The organism is Bradyrhizobium sp. USDA 4474 (genome assembly GCF_054057515.1).
Window position 1 is genome coordinate 1965243 of sequence record NZ_JBSRZJ010000002.1, and the last position, 23847, is coordinate 1989089.

At 61.1% G+C, this 23847-nt stretch carries 14 protein-coding genes and 2 pseudogenes; 11 read left to right on the forward strand and 5 right to left on the reverse strand.

Going from position 1 to position 23847, the window contains the following annotated elements:
- Positions 1–387: 387 nt before the first annotated feature.
- Both ACVW16_RS11105 and ACVW16_RS11110 read left to right on the forward strand, forming a co-directional pair.
- Positions 388–1622: pseudogene (locus ACVW16_RS11105) on the forward strand (cytochrome P450).
- Positions 1623–1696: 74 nt separating this feature from the next.
- A complete protein-coding gene (locus ACVW16_RS11110) occupies positions 1697–2872 on the forward strand; it encodes an MFS transporter (RefSeq protein ID WP_456748962.1) in 1176 nt (391 codons plus the stop codon).
- 336 nt (positions 2873–3208) lie between these two features.
- Here ACVW16_RS11110 and ACVW16_RS11115 read toward each other — a convergent pair whose 3' ends face one another.
- Positions 3209–6304 (reverse strand): EAL domain-containing protein, encoded by a 3096-nt coding sequence (locus ACVW16_RS11115; RefSeq protein ID WP_456738802.1) that lies wholly within the window; start codon positions 6302–6304, stop codon positions 3209–3211.
- Positions 6305–6637: 333 nt separating this feature from the next.
- On the opposite strand from ACVW16_RS11115, the gene ACVW16_RS11120 reads away from it, so the two are divergent.
- Positions 6638–6865 carry a hypothetical protein gene (locus ACVW16_RS11120; RefSeq protein ID WP_456699273.1) on the forward strand — a complete coding sequence of 76 codons (228 nt, stop codon included), beginning with the start codon at positions 6638–6640 and terminating at the stop codon, positions 6863–6865.
- Positions 6866–7478: 613 nt separating this feature from the next.
- Here ACVW16_RS11120 and ACVW16_RS11125 read toward each other — a convergent pair.
- Together ACVW16_RS11125 and ACVW16_RS11130 are read right to left on the reverse strand one after the other, a co-directional pair.
- Positions 7479–7901: a hypothetical protein gene (locus ACVW16_RS11125; RefSeq protein ID WP_456736145.1), complete on the reverse strand. Its 423-nt coding sequence runs from the start codon at positions 7899–7901 to the stop codon at positions 7479–7481.
- Positions 7902–7990: 89 nt separating this feature from the next.
- The gene (locus tag ACVW16_RS11130) at positions 7991–8335 is read right to left on the reverse strand and encodes a DUF1236 domain-containing protein (protein ID WP_456736146.1); all 345 of its coding nucleotides are present in this window, start codon (positions 8333–8335) and stop codon (positions 7991–7993) included.
- A 921-nt stretch (positions 8336–9256) separates the two neighbouring features.
- Here ACVW16_RS11130 and ACVW16_RS11135 point away from each other — a divergent pair.
- The 3 genes from ACVW16_RS11135 (at position 9257) to ACVW16_RS11145 (ending at position 13400) form a co-directional block, all read left to right on the forward strand.
- Complete coding sequence (locus ACVW16_RS11135; protein ID WP_456736147.1) at positions 9257–11038, forward strand: caspase family protein; 1782 nt, start codon at positions 9257–9259, stop codon at positions 11036–11038.
- A 296-nt stretch (positions 11039–11334) separates the two neighbouring features.
- Positions 11335–12987: a sensor histidine kinase gene (locus ACVW16_RS11140; RefSeq protein ID WP_456699277.1), complete on the forward strand. Its 1653-nt coding sequence runs from the start codon at positions 11335–11337 to the stop codon at positions 12985–12987.
- A gap of 50 nt (positions 12988–13037) precedes the next feature.
- Positions 13038–13400, forward strand: a complete 363-nt coding sequence (locus ACVW16_RS11145; RefSeq protein ID WP_456738227.1) for a response regulator — start codon at positions 13038–13040, stop codon at positions 13398–13400.
- 152 nt (positions 13401–13552) lie between these two features.
- Here the strand turns inward: ACVW16_RS11145 and treZ are convergent, their stop codons facing one another.
- A complete protein-coding gene (gene treZ, locus ACVW16_RS11150; RefSeq protein WP_456738804.1) occupies positions 13553–15328 on the reverse strand; it encodes a malto-oligosyltrehalose trehalohydrolase in 1776 nt (591 codons plus the stop codon).
- A 399-nt stretch (positions 15329–15727) separates the two neighbouring features.
- Between treZ and glgA the strand changes: the two genes are divergently transcribed.
- The 5 genes and pseudogenes from glgA (at position 15728) to ACVW16_RS11175 (ending at position 21561) form a co-directional block, all read left to right on the forward strand.
- The gene (gene glgA / locus ACVW16_RS11155; protein ID WP_456736149.1) at positions 15728–17137 is read left to right on the forward strand and encodes a glycogen synthase GlgA; all 1410 of its coding nucleotides are present in this window, start codon (positions 15728–15730) and stop codon (positions 17135–17137) included.
- A 20-nt stretch (positions 17138–17157) separates the two neighbouring features.
- Positions 17158–18294, forward strand: a complete 1137-nt coding sequence (locus ACVW16_RS11160) for a glycosyltransferase family 4 protein (RefSeq protein ID WP_456736150.1) — start codon at positions 17158–17160, stop codon at positions 18292–18294.
- Positions 18295–18361: 67 nt separating this feature from the next.
- The gene (locus ACVW16_RS11165) at positions 18362–18640 is read left to right on the forward strand and encodes a DUF3606 domain-containing protein (RefSeq protein WP_456699281.1); all 279 of its coding nucleotides are present in this window, start codon (positions 18362–18364) and stop codon (positions 18638–18640) included.
- Between the two features lie 22 nt (positions 18641–18662).
- Positions 18663–20904 (forward strand): annotated as a pseudogene (gene glgX, locus ACVW16_RS11170) (glycogen debranching protein GlgX).
- 309 nt (positions 20905–21213) lie between these two features.
- The gene (locus ACVW16_RS11175) at positions 21214–21561 is read left to right on the forward strand and encodes a response regulator (protein ID WP_456699283.1); all 348 of its coding nucleotides are present in this window, start codon (positions 21214–21216) and stop codon (positions 21559–21561) included.
- A gap of 231 nt (positions 21562–21792) precedes the next feature.
- Here ACVW16_RS11175 and ACVW16_RS11180 read toward each other — a convergent pair whose 3' ends face one another.
- Positions 21793–22857: an aldo/keto reductase gene (locus ACVW16_RS11180; protein WP_456699284.1), complete on the reverse strand. Its 1065-nt coding sequence runs from the start codon at positions 22855–22857 to the stop codon at positions 21793–21795.
- Positions 22858–23847: the final 990 nt, after the last annotated feature.

Genomic DNA, 23847 nt, shown 5'->3' on the forward strand with positions numbered 1-23847 from the left:
CACAGTCCGTGACGAGCTGAGTAACTAAACTAACGTTTCCTCGCGCCACCCGGATTCTATAGGCCCGGCAGGCTCGATTTGTTTAGTGAACCACCATTTACTAAACATTGCAAGCGGCTTTGGCGCCTTCTGCGGGACGGTCTGTCTGAAGCCATCGCGCGCCCCGTGCAGGACTCGCTCCGGCTTGCGATTACGATTTTTAGAATTTCGCTGTGAAGGTGCGTCTTCACTGTCGAAGTGTTACGGTCGCGCCAATATCAGTCGCTGCAGTCCTAAGGACATGCCGGGCCCCACATTGCCGAGCCCAGCGTGACCACCGTGCATATCAAAGATCTTGTTTTTTCCGTTCATGAGCGCTGCCCGCGCAGCCTTGGTGAGGAGCTGTCGATGTCAAGCCTGGAAGCACCTGAGAATACCGAGCCGACCTTCAATCCATTCTCGCCAGCCTTCCTCCAGGACCCATACTCTCATTACGCGCGGCTGCGCGCGTTCGATCCGGTTCATCTGGCTCGCTTTGGCGCTTATGTGATCAGCAGGCATGCCGATGTCGGCTTTGTCCTGAGGGATCGGCGTTTCGGCAAGGACTTCATCGAGCGCAGCCGGCGGCACTACGGTCCTGAGATCATGGCGGAGACGCTGTTCGATCACATGTCCCGGACGATGCTGCTCTCCGATCCGCCTCAACATGAAAGGCTGCGCGGCCTCGTTGTCAAGGCGTTCACGGCTCGACGGGTCGAGGCTATGCGGCCACGCATTCAGCAGGTCGTCGATGACGCCATCGATGCTGTCCTCGACGTCGGGAAAATGGATCTGGTTGCGGATTTTGCCCATCATCCTCCGGTCGCCATCATCTGTGACATGCTGGGAATTCCCGAGGAAGACCGGACGCTCTTCCACGCCTGCTCGGAAGACAGCGTCAAAATCCTGGAGTCGGCCCCATTCACGCCCGAGGAGCTCGCGACCGCAAACGGTCGCGTTCAAACCGTCCGGAGCTATTTCGAGCGACTCTACGAGCAGCGCCGCCGCTGTCCCGGCGATGACCTGACGACGCAGCTCATGCAATCCGAGGAGAGCGGCAGCAAGTTGACGAACGAGGAACTGACGGCCAGCATCATGCTGCTGTTCGTGGCGGGACACGAGACCACGATCAATCTGATCGGCAACGGCTTGCTGGCGCTGCATCGAAACCCGCAGCAACTCGCGTTGCTTCGCGACAGGCCGGATCTGATCGGCTCCGCAGTCGATGAATTTCTTCGCTACGAGCCGTCGATCCAGTTCACGGGTCGCGTGGCGCTCGAGGACGTCGAGGATCTCCACGGAAAAACGATCCCGAAGGGCGCGAACGTGTTGTGTCTTCTGGCGTCGGCCAACCGCGACGAGGCGGCCTATCCCGAGATCGGCCGGAACAGCTCGATATCACCCGACATGGCGGAAGAAATTCATCGTTTGGCGGCGGCATTCACTTCTGTCTCGGGGCTCAACTTGCGCGATTGCAAACAGAGATAGCCGTCGTTACGCTGCTCCGGCGAATTCCTGAATTGCGGATCGACAACACCGAAAATCCCGATTGGAAGCCGAAGTTCGTCATGCGCGGGCTGAAGACGTTGCCCGCGAGCTGGTAGTTGACGGCCTCCTGGTGGACGCGTCCGGACAAGGGAAAAGCGCAGGGTTGAGGCTGGCGTTGCCCGGGGGATCCTTGAAGGACAAGAAGTGGCTGATTCTCACAGCGCTTTTCCTTGGGCGCTGCATCATGGGGATGCAGTTCCAGAGCGTGGGCTCGCTTGCGCCGCTGCTGAAGGCCCAGGACATCGATTACGGCCAGCTTGGTGTTCTCATTGGCGCCTATCTGGCGCCGGGTGTGTTGCTGTGTCTCCCTGGCGGAATTGTCGTCTCGCGGCTCGGCGACCGGGCATCTGTCATTTTCTGTCTCGTCCTCATGGCCTGCGGCGGAGCCCTCGAGCTGCATGGCAGCTGGATGGGTTATCTGGCGGCGAGATCGATCGCGGGAGCCGGAGGTGTCGTGCTCGCCGTCGCCGCGACCAAGATGATCGCCGATCGGTTCTCCGGCAGGAATCTTGGGCTGGCCATGGCCGTGTTCGTCAATGCATGGCCATGCGGCATCGCATTGTCGCTGGTCTGCCTGCCACCGATCGCTCAATCGTTCGGGCTGCTTCCGGCCCGTGCGTTCCTGCTGGGTCTCGTTGTCGTCGCGCTGCTTCTGAACGTGCTCCTGATCCCCAACACGGCCGGGCCCGGCGCGGTCGCGTCCGTGTCACTGCCGCGAGGGCTCGCCCTCCTGGCGATCTCGGTGGTCGGCGTGCTCTGGGGAATTGCGAATGCGGCCTTTGCCACCGTGTTCGGCTTCGGTCCGGCGCTGCTCGTGGAGAAGGGTTTTGTGGCCAGTGTTGCGGGCTCCTATGTCAGCATCGTGTTGTGGATGTCGCTGCTCTCGATCCCGGCCGGAGGGATCATTGTGTCCAGACTGTCGAAGCCAGGTGGCCTGATCGTCCTGTCCCTGGCTGTCGCCGCGGGAGCGCTGGTGGCGGTGCCGCACATGCACGCCAATATCGGGCTGTTCGTGCTGATCGGGATCGTTTCCGGCTTGCCCGGCGGCGCCATGATGACATTGCCGGCGCAGGTGTTGACCACGGAGATCCGGGCGGTCGGCATGGGTGTCTTCTACACGATTTCCTACGCCATCATGCTCAGTTTCCCTGTGCTGCAGGGTCTGCTTGCCCGCTCGGCCGGGTCGGCTTCCATCACCTTCGACACCGCGGCTGTCGCGATGCTGCTTGCCATTCCGGTATTTGGTGTCTTCGCGTTGCTCGTCCGGCGGCCTGGCGGCGATCTCGCTACCGAGCCGAGCTCCTGACGCGGAGCGGCCGGAATCGCGTCAGCGCATCTGACGACACGTCAGCGAATTCAAACAGCAGACGCGCGCCTGCACTCTTGCGAGTGATTTCGTCCGAGCTTTGCCTTGTCGTTCCGCCCTTCAAATCCAAGAGCAACTGGGGTCGGAGTAGACCGGCGATCAGACGGGCTCAAGGCTGGTGCTGGCGCACCCCCGCCTTCGGCGGGGACGAGCGCGGATGAGTGAAAAGGAAGGGCCGCATTCCGTTTCCGGGCGATCCGGTATCTGCGAGTATGGAGACTGGTTGGCACACCTGCGTCAGGCGCATGAGCCAACGCCGAATTTGTTAGTCAAAGCTCACTCAGCGGCGGCCGTTCGACAAGGCGTTTGACCAGAAGCAATCCTCTCTTGCCCTGCGGCTAGACGTCGTGGGCGCCCGATCAGATATCCCTGCATCTCGTCGCATCCTTCGCTGAGAAGGAGCGCCATCTGGGTTTCGGTCTCGATCCCTTCTGCGAGAACCGGGACACCAAGCCCATGGGCAAGCCCGATCACAGCCCGCACAATTGCCAATGAGCGCTCGCTCTGACCGAGAGAGGCGACGAAAGACCTGTCAACCTTTATCCGGTCCAACGGGAACGCCTCGAGATAGGAAAGCGACGAATATCCGGTCCCGAAATCATCCAGCGCGATCAGGACGCCGAGTGCCTTGAGCGCCTCCATCGTCCCCTTGGCGCGAGGGACGTCCTCGATCAGGACGCCTTCCGTGATTTCAAGTTCCAGCCGGGCGGCTGAAAGGCCGCTGTGCTGCAGCGCCTTGCGCACCTGCCGATCGAGGTTTTCGCGGCGGAACTGTGCCGCCGAGACATTGACCGCCACGCGAAGCGGCTGATCCCAGGAAGCCGCTTCAAGGCAAGCTTCCATGAGGACCCAGTCGTCGATCTCGGCTATAGCGCCGCTCTGTTCGGCAATCGGGATAAATTCTCCTGGAAGAACGACGCCACGAACTGGATGCCGCCAGCGAACCAGCGCCTCGTAGCCCAGGAGAGTGGCTTTCCGATCCTGCTGCGGCTGGTACTCCAAATATAGCTCTCCGCGCTCGACGGCGCCTCGAAGATCGTGCTCGAGCGCACGGCGGTCGCGCAGCTGCTGATCCATCGCGCTCGTGAACAGACGAATGGATCCCCTGCCCTCATGCTTGGCGCGATAAAGCGCGGCGTCCGCATTTGCCAGCAGGGCTACGGCGTTGTCCGCATCTCTCGGATACAGCGCGACGCCGATACAAAGGTCGATCCTCAGCGCATGGCCTTCCAATTCGATCGAACGCTCGAACTGCGCCCGCATCCGCGTGGCGAGCAATTCAGCGGTTGCAGGCAGCGGCAGCTGATCAACAATTCCGATGAATTCGTCGCCACCAACGCGCGCGACGTATGCGCCCTGCGCCGCCTCCTGCAGCCGCCGGGACGCTTCGCGCAGGACGGCGTCGCCAACCGCATGACCAAAACGATCGTTGATCTCCTTGAAATGATCGAGGTCGATGCAAAGCACCGCGAAGCTAGCATCCGTGAGCTCCGCGCGTTCGATGGCGGCGCCGAGTTGCTCGTCCAGGGCGGCCCTATTGGGCAGCTCGGTCAGAGCATCATGACAGGCGAGATAGCTCACCCGCTGCTGTGCTCGATTTCGCTCGGTTACGTCGAAGGCCACGCTGACATCAGCCGGCTGCCCATCGTAGAGGAGCGGCCTCGAGTCGATCACGACCTGGATCTCTCGTCCTTCGGCGGTCTTGTGGACCTCGAAATCGCTCTGTCCTTGCTTTTGCTCGCCGTATTCGAGCTCGTGCTCGGACATCAGAAGCAAGTCATGGCGAGAATAGCCATAGTGCCGGCACAGCGCGCCGTTCACGGCCAGGAAGCGCCGCGTGGTCGCCTCCGCCACCCACATGGGAAGAGGGTTCTCCTCGAACAGGAGGCGGAAGGACGCCTCGCGGCGCTTCAGGTCGGTGATGTCGATCCGGACTCCAATGCTGCCTCCGTCGCTGGTCCGCCTTTCCTCAACCCGGATCCAGCGGTCACCAATCAGATGCTGCTCATGCGAGTAGTGCGGCAACGCGTGGCGGGCCAGGCGGTCAGCGAGCCATTGTTCTTCTCGCCCCACGGCCTCCGGGTACTGCCCCGCCGCCAGGCCGGCGCGAAGAATGATCTCGAAAGGTGTGCCGACGGCCAGTGCGTCGCGACTTGCGGCGTAGAGCTCGGCATACGGACGATTCCACAGAACCAGACGATCATCCTTGTCGAACACAGCAAGCCCTTCGGGGACGACATCGAGGGCTTCGGTCAGGTGGGTGTGAGCGGCCCGCGCGGCTGCTTCGGCCTGCTCGGCCGCGGCCTTGGCTTCCGTAAGAGCGGTCTCGATCCGATGACGCTCAGTGATGTCCTCGTGAGTCGCGACCCAGCCCCTTCCCTCCATCGGACGATGCCGTATCCGCACGATCCGGCCGTTGCTCAACTCCACGGTGGTATCCGAGCTTTCGGCGATTACCGGCGCGCTGTTTCGCCAGACGAGATAATCTTGCTTCGACATTTTCGGCGCGCTGCCGACCGAATAGCGGAGATCGACGATGTCGTTCAGCTTCATGCCAGGGCGGACCACCTTCGGATCCAGATCATAGATCTCGAGGTACTGCCTGTTGCAGACGATCAGGCGCTGATCATCGTCGAAGAAGCATAGGCCTTGGGACATATTGTTGAGCGCCCTGTCGAAGCGCTCCGCGAACGCGGTTGCGGTCTGCTCTGCGGCCCGGGCGCGCTCGCCCTCGGCAGACAGCCGCCCGTGGGTCTCGACCAGTTTGACGAAAGAGCGAAAATTGGTGTTGATCATCCTGGCGAGCAAGGCGAGCAGCGCCAGCAGATTGATCCCGACCGAGACCAAGACTCCGTCGCCCGAGAGCAGCAGGAGGGTCGCGATCGGTGCGCCGGCAATCAACATCACCAGGCGAGACGCCGGCGGGAAGCTACCAAGGCAGTATGCAGTACCGACGCAGCCCATGAACAGGAGAAGAGCAACTGACACTCGCAGTGCCGGCTCGACCACTACGAACAACGCAAGAATCCAAATCACGAAGCCGGAGCTGAGCACTATGGCGGCGAGACGGACCTTTTCAAGCTCGCCGTAGGCTTCTGCGGCCGTGAAATCTGTCTTCTTCAACCGGAGCCACTGGGCTATCCGAAAGAAACAGGCAGCAAGGAGAGCGGCTGGCAAGGCAAATCGCAGCCACGCCGACACTGTATTCGGAAGTAACAGCCCGACACTGATGCTATTGACCAAGAGCGCGGCGTAAAGGACCGGGACCTGCTGGCGCAGCACTCGGAACTGCTCAACGAGCAACGAGGCGCCGAACCGATCGTTCGCATCGCCTACAGCGAAAGACTCACGAAATCGCGCGAAGAAGCCCATCAAGATTGTCCCGGCCGTCCACACGTTAGGGCGGAGAGACGAAGGACCCGTAAAGACATTTGGTGTTTCGGGAATTAACGGCAAATCCCTCAGCTTATAACATATGTTAGTCGCGCCACGGTTTCTGTTCGGGACGCAACACCACCAAGCTTGGTGGCACCTACGTGCAGACGCACATCGGGCTTCCGAACAGGAGTTGGCGATGGTCGCTTTCTTCCTTGTCCTGGCACATGCAAAAACATGACAGCACTCTGCATCGGGAAGAAAGGGAACTTTCGCGCCCCGCGCGCCGTTGGCAGTGACTACTTAGAAGCTACTGGAGGAGAGGACATCATGAAGAAACTGATCGCATGCGGCGCTCTCGCCGCCTTTGCGCTGGGTACCCAGGCGGCGAGCGCGGCCGAGTTCTATATCGTGCGCGATGCGAGCACCAAGAAGTGCACCGTCGTGGACAGCAAGCCGACAACGACGACCACCACGGTCGTGGGCGACGGCATCTACAAAACCAAGACGGAAGCCGAGTCCGCCGTGAAGACCACGAAGGTCTGCACCGAACAGTAATCAGGGTGCTCGGCCGTAAGGCCCGTCAAATCTGCTTGCATATATAGAGGAGAAGATCATGCCCGTACTTTTGCTGTGGGCGGTTCCCGCCGTCATCTTCGTCGGCGGCGCCGGATACTTCCTGATTCACACGCACTGATTGCAATCTCGACGGCAAACGGCCAGCTCGGATCCACGAGCGGGCCGTTTTGTTTTGTGGAGCCCGAACTGCGGCCCACGGGGCGGGCAACCGACCAGCGCCGAGAAGCTTCGTTTGCTTCGTGCGGACGAACGCGCCGATCCTTTCCTCCTGTTGCGCTCCTCAAGACTGGCTTCGTCGCGGCGACGACTGGCCCAAATGATCCTGCGGACAGAACGAGCTTAGCACGCCCTGTCTCGAGCGCGCTCGCGCGCTGCTCGCCGGCGCTGCAGCCTTCGGCTGCGGCCCGTTCGTCTGGCCACAAGAAGCGGTGACGCTTGCGTTGACACTGAAGATTCCGCCCCGGGCGCAGCGCCGCCCGTCTGCATCTCAGCGGACTTGGCCTCCACGTATTCGAGCACGGCCCGCCCCTTGTCCGTGATCCGCCATCCCCCGTTCAGACGCGCGACAAACAGCATCTCGCACCGGCATTCCTCACCACCATCCGCTGGCAAAGGGGTCGGGCCGCTCCAAGGCGAGACGCCGGTCGGGAGTTCTTTTGTGTAGCTTTGCCGAGCGCTTCGGATGGGGGCGGGTCGCTGCGGCTGCGCGCACAGGCGTCTCTTTCTTCGGCTCGGCGGCAGGCGTTGCAGGCACCGCAGCCATGGCTTCGCGCACTTGCTGCTGAGGTTCTTCAGCAGGTGGTTCGGCCTTGGCGATTGCGGGCAAATCGGTGCGAGCGCGGGTGTCGAACACGATCTTCTCCGGGAGGCTTCTCGCTGAGGCGATCCGGATGATGGTTCTGTCTGGCTCGGACCGGCCCGCCCGCTCGGCCGGCGCCGGCAGATACGAATCCGCAGCGAAGAGCAGCGCCAACAGCAGCCCGCCGACGAAGACGAAATAACGAATGATCGGCATGAACGGCCGCTCGCAAAGGAGAAATCGGGTATGGGCGGGAAAGGATTGGAGTGACGGGGGCTGCTTTCAGCGACCCGCCACTGGAGGGCTTAGTCGATCTCCTGGACGACCGTGCGGGTCGACGGATCGACCAGCATCACGCGCTCGCCCGAGTAAACATAGCGGTACTTGGTCAGCGAGGGACCCCAGTCGGCAGGCACCGCCTCGAGTTCGACTTCGCGGGGCACCGGTTGACCGACGACGATCTTCTCGCGCGTCTCAACGGGACGGACCTTGTGTTCGGTGACGAAAGTGCGGATCTTTGTGCGATATTCCGGCTCGATCTGCACGGCAGCGGTGTGACCCGTGCCGGTCGTGGTGACGACCGTGGACTGCGCCATCGCGCCCGTCGAGATCAGCGCGACCATCGCGGTCGTCAGTAGAAGCTTGTTCATTTTGTTGGTTCTCCTCGCCGTCATATGCGGCATGCGAGAACTTACGAATGACGGCAAGGTTCCGGAAAACGGCCCGATCAGCTGCCTGATTTTCCCGAGTCGCGGAGATGAGAACGCTGTCGCGCGGAGTGCGGGGAGCCGTCTCTGTTCATGGAGGCGACTCACAACCAAATGGCAAGCACGGGAATCCTGGACCGCCCGATCTCGCAGAATGAGGTTAATGCCACACGCCAGATCGGGATTCTGCGGGAGATAAGAAAGCTGGCATTCGCCTGGAAAGGCATCAATGCCGCTCTGCCCCGGAACTTCAGGAGCCTCTCCCATTTGACTGTTTCGGTCGACGGGTGGTGTCGCCTTGGAGGGAATACGATGAACCGACTACTTTTCACCGGGTCTGCTGTCAGCATTCTCTTTCTATCTTCAATACTGTCAGCGTCAGCAATGCCCATAGCGTCTCCAAGTGCGCTGGGGACCTCGAACAGCGGTGTTATCCAAGTCAAAGGAGGCCATGGTCATGGCGGCGGACACGGCTGGGGCCATCACGGCGGACGTGGTCATCACTACGGATGGGGTAGAGGTCGCGGCCATCACTACGGCTGGCGGCATCACGGCTGGTAAGTAACTTACCACGCCCATTTTCGACGCCGCCCCAGTTGGCGGCGTTTTTCGTTCACCAACCCTGTCTCACGATTCTAGGCCCACCGCCTCCCTGAAGCGGGCCCCTGCCTACACTTACAATGGGTGCTTGCCGCAGAGCGCCGGGCTGCCCCCTCGCGTCGTCCTCTCCGGACTGGTCCGCAATCCCAGCAGGCACGCCCGATGGAGGCCGCCTAACATTTGTTTCAGTCACCAAGTCAAGCCGCCGCACTTGTCTTGGGTGGCACTCCGAATATTGTGGTGGGACGACGATTTGGACCAGATATGCATACCGTTCGGCTGTGTTATCTCCTTCTTTTTTCCCTGTCCTGGCTCAGCTTAGGTTCGGCTCAGGCGCATAGAGTTGCGCTGGTGCTCGGCAACTCCGCGTACAAGAGCGTGCCACGGCTGGTCAATCCCGTGAACGATGCCGCTCTGGTCGGCGACATGCTCAAGAAGGCCGGGTTCGAGTCCGTCGACATCAGGACGGATCTCAACGCTATCGAGATGCGGAAGGCCTTGCGCGATTTTGGTGCTCGGGCGCGCGAGGCCGATATCGCGGTTGTCTACTACGCTGGTCATGGTATCGAGCTCGACGGAGTCAATTATCTGATCCCCACCGACGCCGCGCTGGAGACCGACAGTGATGTCTTAGACGAGACCGTGGCGCTAGATCGTGCGCTGTTCGCCGTCGAGCCTGCCAGACAGCTACGTCTGATTATCCTTGACGCCTGTCGCGACAACCCATTCGCCAAGACCATGAAGCGGACCGTGGCCTCCCGGGCGATCGGGCGCGGCCTTGCGAAGGTCGAGCCAACGAGTCCGAACACAATGATCGCCTTCGCCGCAAAGGCGGGATCAACGGCATCGGACGGCGATTCGAAGAACAGTCCATTTGCAGCGGCCATAGTTGAGCGGCTTCCGACGCCCGGTCTCGACTTGCGTAAGGCATTTGGATTTGTGCGAGACGATGTCCTTAAGAAAACCGGCTACAAGCAGGAGCCCTACGTCTATGGCTCTCTCGGGGGCGAAGATGTTTCATTGGTGCCAGCAATGTCCGCAGGTGCACCGCAGCAGGCCGATCCGCAGTCTGCCGCTCGGCGGGACTATGAGCTGGCGCTCCAGGTCGGGACCCGAGCGGTCTGGGCTGCGTTTCTCGCTCAATATCCCGACGGCTTTTACGCCAGCCTCGCTCAGGGACAGTTGGATCGAATCGCCGCCGAGGAGACGCGCGCAACGGCTGCTGAAAGAGCCCGGATTGCCGAAGAGGAGAAGGCTCGGCTCGCGGCCGACCAAACCAGGAAGACCGAGCAAGACAAAGCGGAGGCCGCAGCTAAGGCCGCCGAGGACGACCGCGTCGCTGCCGAGAAATTGCAGCTGGCGGTGGAAGCGAAGGCGGCAGCAGCCGAACGAAAGCGGAAGGAGATGGAAGCCGCGGCTGAACAGAGCGTTGCCAAGTTCGACGAGCAGAAGGTGGCCGCACTTCCACCGTCAACAAGTCAACCTGAGCGCTCGGCAGAGGAGATCAAGAATTTGGTGCAGCAGGAGCTGCGCCGCGTTGGCTGCTTGACCGCAACATCAGATGACGACTGGAGCGCTACGTCGCAGCAATCAGTTTCAAACTTCAACAAGTTTGCAGGGACGAAATTCGATACCAAGTTTGCCAGCCTGGACCTGCTCGACGCCATCAAGGCCAGGCGCGACCGCGTCTGCCCGAAAGTTTGCGAGCGCGGTTTTGAACCAATCGGCGATCACTGCGTCAGGCGCACGTGCGGGGGCGGACTGGCTCTCAGTGAGAAGGGCGAGTGCATTCAAAGCGGCAAGACGCCAGCGCGAAAACCCGAGCGCCCCCTGGCCGCTAGACCAGAGGCAATTGATTCCAAACCCGGCGAACGGCGCTCTTCGGCCCGCGGCCGCTGTACCAGCATTAGTCAGCGGTGCGCGCTGGAAATCGGCGGGCGCTGTGATGCTTCCACCGGAAAATGGGAGTATGGCCGGAATGGTGCCGGGGGAAATACCCAGGCATTCAACGCCTGCCTTGGGCGATTGATGGCTGGAAGCAGGTAACCAATGTGCGCGCCGCGGCGGTCTGGGATCGGATCCACGTCAATGGCCGAATTGCCCCCCAACCCGGCCCCCCGCTTCACCAGCTGACGACTAAGTTTTGCGATAGCCGACTTTGGTCTCCTTCGTTCGATCGACAGTGGGCACGCGCCGGACATTGGAACTTGGAACTCGGCTAGGCGTTTGGCTCCCGCCGGGGGCAAAATGACATATAGGCCAGATAGCGGTTTTCGAATTGGCGCGTCGCAGCGGAACGGCAGCAGGGTGACTTTCCTGGTCCGCGCACTGGTGGCTCCCTGATGAACCATTTGCCGGAGAGTTCGACCGCTCGCCCGCGGCGGGTACGGACCTACCTGACCCTATTCGCCATCGCGCTGATCCTTCCTGTGCTCGCCGTCTCTTTCGTTGGCCTGAACCGGATGGCGGCCATCGAGCAATCGCAGATCGAGCGCCGCGTCATGCAGATCGCTCAGAATATCCGCTTTGTCGTCGACAGGGAGCTCGATAGGGCGCTGGTGACCCTCGAAACCTTGGCGACGTCATCGGAGCTCCGGAGCGGAGATCTGAGCGCATTCCATCAGCAGGCTGTCCTCGCGCTGAGGCCGAAGAAGGCCGCGATCGTGCTGATCGACACTTCGTATCGACAACTCGTCGACACACTCAAGGACTTCGGAGCCGAGCTGCCGCCAACGTCCGACCCGGTCACGGCGCAGCGGGTCATAGATACCGGAAAGCCTCAAATATCGAACTTGTTCAAGGGATCGGTCAACGGTCTGCCGGTCTTCAACGTCGAAGTGCCAGTCTTCGACGACGAGAAGCGCGTGCGATACGTACTGATCATGTCCTTCCAAGCTGCATACGTCGCCGACGTCCTAGCGGAGGTTAGGCTCGACCCTGCCTGGCTCGCCGGCGTGACCGGTAGCAACGGCATTGTCGTTGCCCGGTCCCAGCAGCAGGACGAATATGTCGGCAGACCTCTGCCGGCTGAATTGTTCGAACAGACGAAAAACGCCGATCGCGTCTATCCAGCCGTCAATATTGCCGGAGAGCACGTCTTGCGCGCCAGCGTCAAATCTGAGCGGGCACCCTGGTTCGTGTCCGCGACCGTGCCGCTCTCGCACACGCAGGAGCCCTACGACCGGAGCCTTTTCTTCGCCGTGTTGCTGGTGGGGCTGGCGCTCATACTCGGAGGGTCTCTTGCCTATCTGTTCGCCAGGCTGATGGCACGGCCGCTCGACGAAGCGACTCACGCGGCAGCAGCTGTTGGTCGAGGCGAGGACGTATCCGTCAACCCGACCTCGTTGCTCGAAGCGAATGTTCTGATCGAGACGTTGGCAAAGGCCTCGAAGGAATTGAAGGAGCGCGCCCGGCACTCCGATTTCCTCATGCGCGAACTGGTTCACCGGGCCAAGAACCAGCTTGCCGTCGTCAAGGGCATGGCGCTTCAGACGGCGCGCGAGAGCGCCACCGTGGACGAATTCATCGGCCGTTTTGACCGCCGGATTCTGGGACTGGCGCAGTCGCAGGACCTCCTGCTCAGCCAGAACTGGCGAGGAGCCTGGATGCGCGATCTCGTGCATGCTCACCTCGAACCGTTCGGCGCTGGGCCCCGCGCTCAAACCAGTGGGCCGGACATCTTCCTGGACACGACGGCGATTCAAAACGTGGGCTTTGCCCTCCACGAGCTGGCGACGAACGCGTCGAAATACGGTGCGTTATCGAATGAGGCTGGACGGCTGGTCGTGGTCTGGGAGGCGCTGGAGAACGGCGCGGCCCGGCTCACATGGGGCGAACACGAAGGCCCGGCGCCGCACATGGAGCAGGAAGGGTTCGGCTATCGCGTGATTACCGAGCTCGTTCCGCGGGCGCTGAACGGCTCCTCAAAACTGGATTTTACCCCGCAGGGCGTGCGGTGGGAGCTTATCATACCGGCTGACCATGTCGTCCAATAAAACGAGCCCAAGCCTGCGCAGGAGTGAATGTGGACGCGAACAGATTGAAGGTGCTGATCGTCGAGGACGAGTTCTTCATCGCTCTGGATGCCGAGGAGCAGGTCAGGTCGCTCGGCCATATGGTGGTCGGCACCGCAGTCTCCGCCGAGCAGGCCATCCGGATCGCCGGCGAGGAAAAACCGGATGTCGTACTAATGGACATCCGACTCGTCGGGCCGGTCGATGGGATCACGGCCGCCCTGGAGATCCGATCGCTCTACGGCATCGAGGCGATCTTCGTGACTGCGAACACCGACCAATCGACGCTGGCTCGAGCCGAATCCATAAAGCCCCTTGCGGTTTTGCAAAAGCCGCTGACAAAGGACAGGCTCGCAACACAACTGTCTCGCTTGCTTACAGGAAGCGGCGCCTGATGCCGCACATTCCCTTGCGTTCGGGATGCGAGGGCCTGATGTGGGAACGAGCGCGCGGATCTGCTGGTGACTGACGTCAGACCTCCCGGCGAACTAGCCGGGTTGCAGCCTTTATCGTGATCGGTTTCGCCTCAAAAACCTCGCTTAGGGCATCAGCCTTCGTGGCCGAGCCTCACGACCAGCTCGTTCGGCAGGAGCACTTTTTTGTCAGCAGCGCTCGTACGCCACAAGGTCTCCCCCTGGACCAAGCCCGGCATGTCCAGCTCATGGTCGGCGAAACTGGTGACGATCTGCAATGCTTTGCCAGATCTCGTACGCCACCGGACATCCAGCCCACCAGCGGAACTGTCATTGCCGAGGAGTCTGCTGTCGGCGGAGACAATCCCGCTCCGCAGCAGCGGGACGATCTTTTGGCGACGGATCTGCAGCAACTGCTGTGTCAGTCGCCGGACTTTCAGACTGGTTGGAGAACCGTCGATGTGGGACCAATCCAGCTTCGAGGCGCGAAAAGTTTGCTCGTCACAAGGATCAGGAATTTGAGCACGCAGCTCAGGCGTCGAGAACGCCCTGAAGTGCGCAAATTCCTTGCGACGGCCTTCTCGCGTCAGCTCGGCGGCCTCGCCGGACCAATCTGCGAAGAACAGAAACGGGGTATCGACTGCCGCCTCCTCGCCCATGAACATCATTGGAATGTGGGGGCTCAGCAGAACCAGGGCGAAAGCCTGTGTGAGTTTTTCCGGACTTACCAGTTTCGACAATCGCTCCCCATGAGCACGATTGCCGATCTGATCGTGATTCTGCGCAAAGAAGATGGTCGCTTCAGGCGGAAGATGAGCACTCGGCTCGCCGCGCGGTTCGTTGTGGAGCGGAAATACTTCGCCCTGATATGCAAATCCCTCGCTCAAGGATCGTGCGAGATGCGCCAGCGGCTTGTCGGCAAAGGCACGATAGTAACCTTCATCCTCTCCTGTCAGAAGCACATGCAGCGCGTTGTGAAAGTCGTCACTCCACTGCGCGTCATAGTACCTCGTATGGCCTTGCTGGCGTTCAAGTAGACGGGCCTGGTTCGCTTCGTTCTCCAGCATCAGGTGCACGCGGCGGCCCGGCAATTCGTGACGCACGGTCTCCGCGAGCTCGACGAGAAAGTGCCGATCCGAATCGTCCTTGAGCGCGTGGACGGCATCGAGGCGGAGGCCGTCGAAGCCGTAGTCGCGCAGCCACATCAGTGCGTTCTCAATCAGAAACTCGCGGACGAACGCGCCCTCGCGCCCCTCCAGGTTGACCGCAGGTCCCCACCCGGTCGTATGACGACTCGTGAAAAAACTCTCCGCATAGCTGTGCAGATAATTCAGTTGCGGTCCGAAATGGTTATAAACAACGTCGAGATAGACCATGATGTCGAGCGCGTGAGCGGCCCGCAGAAGGCGCTTGAGATCCTGTGGCCGGCCGTAGCGCGCGTTTGGAGCGTTCAGCAGCACGCCGTCATAGCCCCAATTGTGCCGGCCAGGAACGTCGTTGAGCGGCATTAGCTCGATGGCCGTAATGCCGAGATCGCGCAGATAAGGCAACCTGCTCTCGACGCCGGCATAGGTCCCTTCCTGGCTGAAAGCGCCGACGTGCAGCTCATAGATCACCGTTTCCGCCCAGGACCGCCCTGGATAGAGGATGGCGTCCCGAAGCGTCGCCGTGTCGACGACTTCGCTCGGGGCCCCGACATCGTCCGGCTGAAAGAATGAGGCAGAGTCCGGGACGACCAGGTCTTCATTGATTCTGAACTGATAGCGTGTGCCTGCATGAGCGGTTTGACTCAACACTTGATACCAACCATCTCCGTCGCGTGGCATGCGACACGGCGGTCGATTGGCCTCGAGCAATTCGACCGATTGCGCGGATGGCGCCCAGAGATTGAAGACGACCCCATGTTCCACGATCTGCGGACCGTGGCGCCGGATCCGGCCGGCTGCTCCTTGTCTCTGACCCAAAATGCTTGCCTTTCACGCTGGATGTTCACCACAGCATGCTCTGGCGGGGCCTTGCGGCATCTCAACCGCTGTACAAATGCTTAAGCATGCGAGGCACGAACAAGCTCGCGTCGGTGCGATCGTTCCTCGGCGGCGTTCGCCAGGAAGACTAGTCTTACGTCGTCCGCCTCTCAGCCCTAAGGCTTCTGTACACTTTTGCACCAAGCACAAAAAAACGTACTCCATTGCAGCTTTGTGGAACGATTGCTGCGACGCAGAATTTACAGATGGCGCTTCACTGGGATAGCGCATCTGGAATCCAAAAAGATGGTTGGCTCAGACCACTTCGGCCGGCGGGCGTAGGGGATGCGTATCCTGTTCGCGACCCCCGAAGTATCGGACTTCGTTCAAGTAGGCGGTCTTGCCGCCGTATCGGCGGCTCTCCCACGCGCCCTTCGCAGTTTTGCTGACGTACGCGTCATCATTCCCGGCTATCCCGCGGTTCTACGCGGGCTCAAGGACCTCCAGCCAATCGGCCGATGCCCGCCATTCGCCGCTCTTCCGGCGTTCGAGGTCGGTCTTGGGCATAGCGCGGATGGCTTGAGCTATTATGTCGTTCGTTGCCGGGAGTTGTACGAGCGGGAGGGAACGCCCTATGCCAATGGGTGCGGCGCTGACTGGTCCGACAACAACGTTCGTTTTGCGACCTTCTCTTACGCTGCCGCGCAGCTTGCCAGAGGCCTGGTCGACAAGGATTGGCAGGCCGATCTGGTCCACGCCAACGATTGGCAATGCGCGCTGATCCCCGGCTATCTGGAATGGCATTACGCCCACATTCCGACGGTCTTCACGATTCACAATCTCGCCTATCAAGGTGTCTTTGACCGGAGTTCGCTCGCTCCGCTGGGCATTCCGGAGACCAGCTTCAATATCGATGGCGTGGAATTCTACAACCGCCTGTCTTTCATCAAGGCCGGCCTCGTCTACGCCTCACACCTGACGACCGTGAGCCAGACCTATGCCCGCGAAATCACCACTGCCGAGTTCGGATGCGGGCTCGAAGGACTGTTGCGGCAGCGTGCCGACCGCCATCAGCTGTCCGGAATCCTGAACGGGATCGACGAGAGCTGGGATCCGCGCACGTGCTCGTCGCTGTTTCAACCGTTCGGGGCGGGCGATTGGGCGGAACGCGCGATGAACGCCGACGATGTCCGGGACCAGTTTGGTCTGGCCGTGTCCCGCGGTCCGCTGTTCGCCCTCGTCGCGCGCCTGGTCCATCAGAAGGGCGTCGATCTCGTCATCGAGAGCGCGCAAGCGATCGTCGACGCGGGCGGCCAGATCGTCGTCTCCGGCAAGGGCGAACCCCGCTTCGAGGAAGCCCTGCTGCAGGCGCAGGCGCGAGCCCCGCAATCGATTGCGGTCAAGATTGGCTTCGAGGATGCCGAGGCGCGCAAGATTTTCGCCGGCAGCGATTTCACGCTGATGCCGTCGCGCTTCGAGCCTTGCGGCCTGAGCCAGATGTATGCCCAACGCTTCGGCTCTTTGCCGATCGGCCATCGCACCGGCGGTCTTGCGGAGACGATTGTCGATGGCGAGACGGGCTTTCTGTTCGATCGGGCGTCGGCTCCAGGCTTTCTCGGCAGTCTTTGCCGCGCCTTCTCGACCTTCGGGATGAAGGACAGGCTCGACCAGATGCGCAGAGCTGCGATGGCGCAGGCCTTTAGCTGGAGGCAGTCGGCGAAAACATACGCAGATCTTTACCGATCATCGATCTAGAAAGATATCGAGCACGGACCATGAAAATCGCGCAAATCGCTCCGCTTGCGGAAAGCTGCCCGCCACGGCTCTATGGAGGCACCGAGCGCATTGTCTCGTATTTGACCGAAGAGCTGGTTCGCCAAGGGCATGACGTCACGCTGTTCGCGAGCGGAGACTCTGTCACGTCTGCGGAGCTGGTGCCTTGCTCGAAAATGGCGCTGCGGCTCGATCGCTCGGTGAAGGATATGACGCCGTATCACGTCATGATGCTGGATCAAGTTGCCAGGCGAGCCAACGAATTCGACGTCCTGCACTTCCACATCGATCATCTGCACTATCCTTTGATGCGGCACCATGCGGAACGGATTGTCACGACATTGCATGGACGTCTCGATCTGCCCGATTTGAAGCCGTTCTACTCCGCCTTCCCCGAACCTCCGCTCGTCTCGATTTCGGACGCACAACGCCGCCCGATGCCCCCGGTCAACTGGCTCGGGACCGTGCTTCATGGATTGCCCGAGAACATCCTGCCATATCGGCAAGCGCCGTCAGGGGACTATTTTGCGTTCCTTGGGCGCATCTCCCCCGAAAAGGGACCAGACAAGGCGATCGAGATCGCCGCGAGGACCGGCGTGCCCCTGAAGATGGCGGCCAAGATCGATGCCGCAGATCAACACTATTGGGAGCAGGTGATCGCGCCGATGATCGCGGCGCATCCGAATGTCGAATTCATCGGCGAGATCAATGAACTCCGGAAAGCCGATTTCCTTGGCAATGCGCGTGCGCTGCTCTTTCCAATCTGTTGGCCGGAGCCTTTCGGTCTCGTCATGATCGAGGCGATGGCGTGCGGCACGCCAGTGATTGCCCTTGCCCACGGCTCTGTGCCTGAGATCATCGATCACGGCCTGAGCGGATTTGTCGTTAATTCCGTCGAGGAGGCGGTCGCGGCGGCCAACGCTGTCGAGACATTGGATCGAGCGGCGATTCGCAAGCGGTTCGAACAACGGTTCACGGCAGAGCGAATGGCGAGGGACTATCTGGCCGCCTATCGCCGGTTACCCGCACTTCGGCAAATACCGCAACTGGACGTGCGCCCGGCCCTCGAAAGTAACAGCCAAATCGGGATGCTGATACCTTCTGCCGGTTTGGACATCGCTGCCGCCACTGCTGGCTGACATCCTTGAGCCGCATCGGAACGGAATCAGCGAGCGGTGGTTACGATGACACACAGGAGTTGCTGCCATGCGCCGCTCGACACCCAAGCCCATCCGCAACAAGCTCGACCTGACCGATCGCGTTCAGATGCGGCTTGTCAGAAAACGTCTTGGCCTTTCCGATGCCGAGCTCACCGCCATCGTCGGGCGGATCGGAAACTCGATTGCCGCGATCAGCAAGGAAGCTGCCCAGCAGCGGGCCAGCGCTCCGCGTAAGCCGGCGGATGTGCCTGCCGCAGCCGTTATCGCCGCTGCGGCCGCCGAGCCGGCAACTTCGGACGTAGCCGTGCCTGCGCCAGCGTCCTGACCGCACTGCTTTAGGGGGAGATATGGACCAGAAAGCGCGTCCGGACGACGCCTTGACGCGAGCGGCCTTGAGCCTGCGCCGCTCTCGCATCACCGAAGGCAAGCCGTTTCCGCTCGGCGCCACCTGGGACGGCCTTGGCGTCAACTTCGCACTGTTCTCGGCCCACGCCACCAGGGTGGAGCTCTGCCTATTCGACGACGAGGGTGAAACCGAGCTCGAGCGGATCGAGCTGCCGGAATACACCGACGAAGTCTGGCATGGCTATCTGCCCTCGGCACGTCCGGGCACGGTCTACGGCTATCGCGTCCACGGTCCCTACGAGCCCGACGCAGGGCACCGGTTCAATCCCAACAAGCTCGTGCTCGATCCCTATGCCAAGCAGCTGGTCGGGCAACTGCGCTGGGGACAGGAACTGTTCGGCTACCAACTCGGCCACGCCGACAAGGATCTGTCTTACGACGAGCGCGACAGCGCCCCATTGATGCAAAAGTGCCGCGTCATCGACCCCGCGTTCACCTGGGGTGCGGCGCGTAAGCCCGAAGTGCCCTGGGAACGGACGATCGTCTACGAGATGCACGTGAAGGGCTTTACCCAGCTGCACCCGCCTGGTGCCCGAAGCAGACCGCGGCACCTTCTCAGGGCTCGCGCATTCGGAAATTCCCGGTTACCTGCGCTCGCTTGGAATCACCAGCGCGGAGCTGTTGCCGATCCATGCCTTCGTCGATGACAGCTACCTGGTGGACAAAGGCCTGCGCAACTACTGGGGCTACAATTCCATCGGGTTCTTCGCCCCGGAGCCGCGGTACCTGAAGACGCCGTTCGCGAACGAATTCAAGGAAATGGTCAACCAGTTCCACGCTCACGGCATCGAGGTCATCCTGGACGTGGTCTACAATCATACTGCCGAAGGCAACGAACAGGGCCCGACGCTCTCGTTCAAGGGCATCGATAATGCCAGCTATTACCGCCTACTGCCGGACCAGAAGCGTTACTACATCAACGATACCGGCACCGGAAACACCGTAAATCTGTCGCATCCGCGGGTGCTGCAGCTGGTTGCGGATTCGCTTCGCTATTGGGCCACCGAGATGCGGGTCGACGGCTTTCGCTTCGATCTCGCCACCATCCTGGCACGCGAGCCTTATGGGTTCGATGAAGGCGGCGGCTTCCTCGACGCCTGCCGCCAGGATCCCGTGCTCTCCAGCGTCAAGCTGATCGCAGAGCCCTGGGACATCGGCCCCGGCGGTTACCAGGTCGGCCAGTTTCCGCCGGGATGGGCCGAGTGGAATGACAAGTTCAGGGACACTGTCCGCGCCTTCTGGAAGGGTGATCCGGGCACCCTTGCCGATTTTGCCAAACGCATCACAGGGTCCGGCGATCTGTTCAACAAGCGCGGGCGCCGGCCGTGGGCCAGTGTCAACTTTGTCACGGCTCACGACGGCTTCAACCTCAATGATCTCGTGTCCTACAACGACAAGCACAACGAGGCCAACGGGGAAGAGAATCGCGATGGCCACAGCAACAACCATTCCTGGAATTGCGGCGCCGAAGGACCCACGGACGATCCGGCGATCACGGCGCTGCGCGAACGGCAGAAGCGAAACATGCTCGCGACGATGCTGCTGTCCCACGGCACGCCAATGCTGCTCGCGGGAGACGAGTTCGGACATACACAGCGAGGCAACAACAATGCTTACGCTCAGGACAACGAAACCACCTGGCTCGACTGGATGGGAATTACAGGGAACGGCCGCAACCTTCGTGAATTCGCGCGCAAGCTGATCGCGATCCGCAAGGCCTTCCCGATCCTCTATCGCAGCCGGTTCTTGGTAGGAACCCACAATGAAGAGCTCGACGTCAATGACGTCACATGGCTCTCGCCGTCTGGCGAGGAGATGACCACAGAGCAATGGCAGGACGGCAACGCCAAATGCTTCGGCATGTTACTCGACGGACGCGCACAGGAGACCGGGATCAAGCGGCGCGGATCGGACGCGACCATGCTGCTCGTCTACAATGCCCATTATGATGTCGTGAATTTCACTCTGCCGGCCGTCGCCGAGGGACGAAGTTGGTTAGGGCTGGTGGATACCAATCAGCCAGAAGCGCAGATGCCCGCATTTGACTTCGGACAGGCTTACGCGGTGACCGGACGATCACTTGTGGTGTTTGGTCTCGCGACCGAGAACACCGCAACACGCCGCTTGCGGCAAGGCCTCGGTGCGCTGCTGGACGTTGCCGAGGCGCCCCTCGAGCCGGCTTGATCAACGCCGCGGTTCCAGGGCCTCGCGAACCATTGGCAGACGATTGGAGGATCTCTGATTGTCGCAGTTGGCGCCGCGGTCCTCGCCGCTTTCCAAGACGAGATTCCGCCCACGGCAATCCCGAGCCCACAAGATGAATGATGGGCGCTTTAGCTGGGACAGCATTATTGGAACCCTGGCACTAACTCCGACTTGCTGTGCACAACCTTGTTGACCGAGCTGGCACAGCGGCCCTTTTCTGTACCAGCCGAACGGCGATCTTGCGCAGTGTCCTCACGTCGTGGACGAAGAGCGCGACGGGAGGATAGCTTGCGGATTCTTGTAGCCGAAGACGAAGACTTGATCCGGGATGTGGTCGTAGACATCCTGCAGGCGCACGGTCACGACGTAATGGAAGCCGATAGCGGCGAGCGTGCGGTTCAGCTATGTGCTGAGGCCGCACCCGAGCTGCTCGTCACCGACATCAGGTTAGCTGGAAATCTGTCTGGCTGGGATATCGCTATCAAATGCCGGGAGGCGAATCCGGACGTCCCAATCATCTACGTAACCGGCTACACACACGCTGCCCCGCGCCCGGTGTCAGGGAGCATCATGCTCCAAAAACCATTCAGACTGGAACGCCTTCTTGAGGCGATGAAGTCGCTCACCGGCAAGTAGCAGGACCCGTGCTGTCTGCCTATAGTGGATACCAGTGCAAGGCCTGAAACCAAAAGAAAAGGCCCCCTCTAAGGCGTAGTTTTTTAGGAGAGGACCCACAGGTCACAGAGCCAACCCGTCCTGTATTGCCTCGTTCCCAATAATGCCTGCGAAGCAGTCGCTCCAGCTCGATAGCTTGATCTGCGTTATAGGCTCGCTTCAAGGCCTTGCGCTCCTCGCCCGCGGCCGTTGTTATAGCGAAGGGATAGAGGCGCCCGCTTCGATCAAGCCTGCGCTCTTCAGATCTTCCCAGAAGGGCGTCGGGATCTTAGCTTGCAATGAATTCCAGTCCTCTTCGATCTGCTGAGCGCTGCGCGCCCCCACCACCAGCGCGACGGCGACGTCCGCCGCTGCAGAAAACTGCAGGGCCGCCGTCCGCAGATCCACGCCGTATCGGGCTGCTACAGTGCGGAGCTTCTCGCGCTTTTCGATCGCCTCGGCTGGAATTTTGAAGTTCTGCTTGCCGTAGTTGTAGCGCGGGCTTCCGGAGATGAACCCGGCATTAAGCGAGGAGCCGATCACAAGGGAGATGTCCCTCTTGCGAACCGCCGGGAAGAGTTCATGCACGGCGCTGGCGTGATCGATCAGCGAATACTGCCGGGCGCACAGGCACACGTCCGGATCGGCATCTTCCATCACCTTGAGGATCGGCAGGGGCGTATTCACACCGATACCCCATGCACGAATGATTCCTTCGTCGCGCATCTTTGAGAGTGCCGGAAAGGCGCCTTTACGGGCGCTCTCGTACTGCTCCTCCCAGCCGTTCGGGAAGAAGGCGAAGTCAGGAGAGATGTCGTGCACGAACGCTACATCGAGGCTATCGACGCCGAGCCGCTGGAGGCTATCCTCGATCGAGCGACGCACGCCGTCGGCGGTGTAGTCGAATACGACGTCATTGGGCGAATCCGAGAGCGGATAAATCTCGGCATGCCGGTTGTTCTTCGAGGCCTTGAACAGCTTCCCAACTTTCGACGAAAGCAGATATTCATCTCGCTTCTTGGTGTGGAGAAGCCGTCCGAACCGCCGCTCGGCCAGCCCGAAGCCGTACCATGGCGCAACGTCGAAGTAGCGCACCCCGACCTCCCAGGCCGCTTCGAGCGTGCTTTCGGCGTCCTTGTCGGTGTGCTTGTTGAACTCGTTGCCGAGCGAAACCCCGCCGAGCCCGAAGCGAAAGCGGGGCTCAAAAATCTGCTGCGCGCGATTGGGCATGTTTGGATTGACCTTTCGCCATTGGCGATCACCTGACGTGTCGGGCATCAAGGTGCGCTTACTTGATTGGACCTACGAGACCTCTGCCGATCTGAACTAACAACCTCGGCAGATGCTTTTGATCTTTTTCTCCAAGGCAACGTCTGCTGGATCGCGCGACTGCGCGCCGACTGACCTATCCATCGGTCGTTGCTCGACCGCTGGCGTCGGCGAGCGATGGCTGTGTCGTTTGCTGGCCTCTGCAGAATGAACAAAAACCAGCGCGGCTACGACGGCAAGTGATGCTAACGCAAAGACTTTCAGCAACTTTTGCAAATCTTCCCCACTGTCCTATCGGCCTGGTTGTTCTCTCGATCGATCTTGGCGTCGCTGTCCTGTTCGTTCGTAGTCGTCGGTTTTCCGATTCCGCCCGCAGGCGCAGTGTTCTGCGCGTTGGCCGCCGGAAGCGCCTGACGGGGCCGCCGTGCCTGCCGTATTTGTTCCCGGTGTTGATCCCGTGCTGAGCCCGTTGCCATTCCCCGCGCGTTGATCGGGGAGTTGGCCCGTTGCCGCGTCGCCGGTCGTCTGGTTGTTGGTGGTGCCGATCGCCGCATTTCCCGGGCTCCCGGTCGGCCCTGTCGCGGACGACCCATTTCCGTTCGTCCCGTTGGCAGCCGTGCCGGCAGATCCTGCCCCCGCAGATGTTGAGCCTGTTCCTGCAGCACCTGACGTGGGGCCGCCGCCCGTACCACCACCAGCGGATCCGCCGCCGCCGCCTCCGCCTCCACCTCCACCTCCACCCTGGGCGAACGCGGCCACGGGAACGAGAACAGCGGCGAGCAGAGCAAGTCGGGAGAGCTTCATGTCGACACTCCTTTTGCGACCAAGCCACCTCCGCACGTTTCGTTCCTGTCATCCTCGGGCCTTATGAGGAACCGGTAGAACTCGCCCTCGGCCAGCACCCGCGCGATATCGCACGCCACTACTGTCGCCCCCGACCCGCACCCAACATTGATGCAGGACTGCCCCCAACGAGAGTACCGGCCATTTGAGGTGTTC